The sequence below is a fragment of the Arenimonas sp. genome, from assembly GCF_019459675.1.
Classification (GTDB): domain Bacteria; phylum Pseudomonadota; class Gammaproteobacteria; order Xanthomonadales; family Xanthomonadaceae; genus Arenimonas.
In genome coordinates this window covers 1-1,825 of the sequence record NZ_JAIBFH010000157.1, presented here as the reverse complement: position 1 = coordinate 1,825, position 1,825 = coordinate 1, and the positions used below count along the sequence as shown (strand labels likewise).

The window sequence follows — 1,825 nt, the reverse complement described above, 5'->3', positions numbered from 1 at the left end:
CCCCCACCCAAAAACGCACCGGCCGCCCCCCCCCGCCCACCGCCCGGGATTGTTGGTTTGTCCTGCCAAGGTAGCCCGCGCTGCGTGGGGTTTCAAGCCTTGCCGCGGCACACTGCGATTCGTCAGGAAAGCACGTCCTTGGGTGGGTCCAGCAGGCCCGGCGGCAGGTCGCGCAGCACGCCGGCAAGCTCATGCAGGAAGGCGCTCATGGCCGAGGTCTTGCGCCAAACCATTGCCAGCCTCCGTGTTGGCGCCGGCTGTTTAAAGGTAAGCAGGCGGATGTTTTCCGAAGGCGACACCGGCGGCTTCACCGCCAGCATCGGCAGCAGCGTCACGCCGACCCCGGCGGCCACCATCTGGCGCAGTGTTTCCAGGCTGGTGGCGCGGAAACCCTCCTTTTCGCCGGCGCCAGCCAGGTGGCAGACCTCCAGCGCCTGGTCGCGCAGGCAGTGGCCTTCTTCCAGCAGCAGCAGGTGCTGGTTGCCCAGGTTGGCCAGCGTGAGGTTGCGCTGGCCAGCGAGCGGGTGGCCTTCAGGTACGGCCAGCAGGAAAGGTTCTTCGAACAGGAACTCGGTTTCCAGCCAGTCCTCGTGCAGCGGCATGGCCAGGACGGCCGCGTCCAGCCGGCCCTCGCGCAGCATGTGCAGCACGGCTTCGGTTTTTTCCTCCACCAGCAGAAGCTCCAGCCGCGGAAAGCGGGCGCGTATGCGCGGAACCACGTGCGGCAGCAGGTAGGGGCCCAGCGTGGGGAACAGGCCCAGCCTCACCGTGCCGGCCTCCGGGTCGCTGGTGCGGCGTGCCGTCTCGCGCATCTGGTCCACCTCGGCCAGTACGCGCCGGGCCCGTGTGGCGATGTCGCGGCCTGCTGGCGTCAGCATCACGTGGCGCGGTGCACGCTCTACCAGCGCGATACCCAACTCGTCCTCGAGCTTTTTGATCTGCGTCGAAAGGGTGGGTTGACTGACATGACACGCTTCGGCGGCCTTGCCGAAATGCAGGGCTTCGGCCAGGGCCACCAGGTAGCGCAGGTCGCGGAGGTTCATGGCGATTGGTATAGCCTATGAAAAGTGCGAAAGCAATCTGCATTGCCAGAAGATGCACTCCGGGCAGCAATAGTCTATGACTATCATAATAATAGTATTAATTGATTTTACTAATTAATAGCCTTCGCCTATCATGGCTCATCGTTCAATTCAGCCTTCCAACCAAAGAGGATCCTCCCCCATGTCCCTGATCAACACCGAAATCCAGCCGTTCAAGGCCAACGCCTTCCAGAACGGCAAGTTCATCGAAGTCTCCGACGCCAGCCTGAAGGGCAAGTGGTCGGTGATCGTCTTCATGCCGGCGGCCTTCACGTTCAACTGCCCCACTGAAGTCGAGGACGCGGCCGACAACTACGCCGAGTTCGAGAAGATGGGCGCCGAGGTCTATATCGTCACCACCGACACCCATTTCTCGCACAAGGTCTGGCACGAAACGTCGCCGGCCGTGGGCAAGGCCCGCTTCCCGCTGGTGGGCGACCCGACCCACAAGCTCACCCGCGCCTTTGGCGTGCACATCGAGGAAGAAGGCCTGGCCCTGCGCGGCACCTTCATCGTCAACCCCAAGGGCGTCATCAAGACCGCCGAAGTGCATGACAACGCCATCGCCCGCGACATGAAGGAAACGGTCCGCAAGCTCAAGGCCGCCCAGTACGTGGCCGCCCATCCGGGCGAGGTCTGCCCGGCGAAGTGGAAGGAAGGCGAGAAGACCCTCGCCCCGTCGCTGGACCTGGTCGGCAAGATCTGAGTCCAAGGCTTTTGCCCCAGCGGCCGGCGCCGAGTGC

At 63.8% G+C, this 1,825-nt stretch carries 2 protein-coding genes; one reads left to right on the top strand and one right to left on the bottom strand.

What is annotated here, in order from left to right; all coding sequences use genetic code 11:
* Nucleotides 1-122: 122 nt before the first annotated feature.
* Nucleotides 123-1,043 carry a LysR substrate-binding domain-containing protein gene (locus K0M70_RS05665; RefSeq protein WP_290780436.1) on the bottom strand — a complete coding sequence of 307 codons (921 nt, stop codon included), beginning with the start codon at nt 1,041-1,043 and terminating at the stop codon, nt 123-125.
* Between the two features lie 181 nt (nt 1,044-1,224).
* Between K0M70_RS05665 and ahpC the strand changes: the two genes are divergently transcribed.
* On the top strand, nt 1,225-1,788 hold the full coding sequence (gene ahpC / locus K0M70_RS05660; protein WP_290780433.1) for an alkyl hydroperoxide reductase subunit C: 564 nt from the start codon (nt 1,225-1,227) through the stop codon (nt 1,786-1,788).
* Nucleotides 1,789-1,825 lie beyond the last annotated feature (37 nt).

Coding starts and splice junctions, on each gene's coding strand:
- K0M70_RS05665 (WP_290780436.1), bottom strand. CDS start 1,043: ATGAACCTCCGCGACCTGCGCTACCTGGTGGCCCTGGCCGAAGCCCTG.
- ahpC (WP_290780433.1), top strand. CDS start 1,225: ATGTCCCTGATCAACACCGAAATCCAGCCGTTCAAGGCCAACGCCTTC.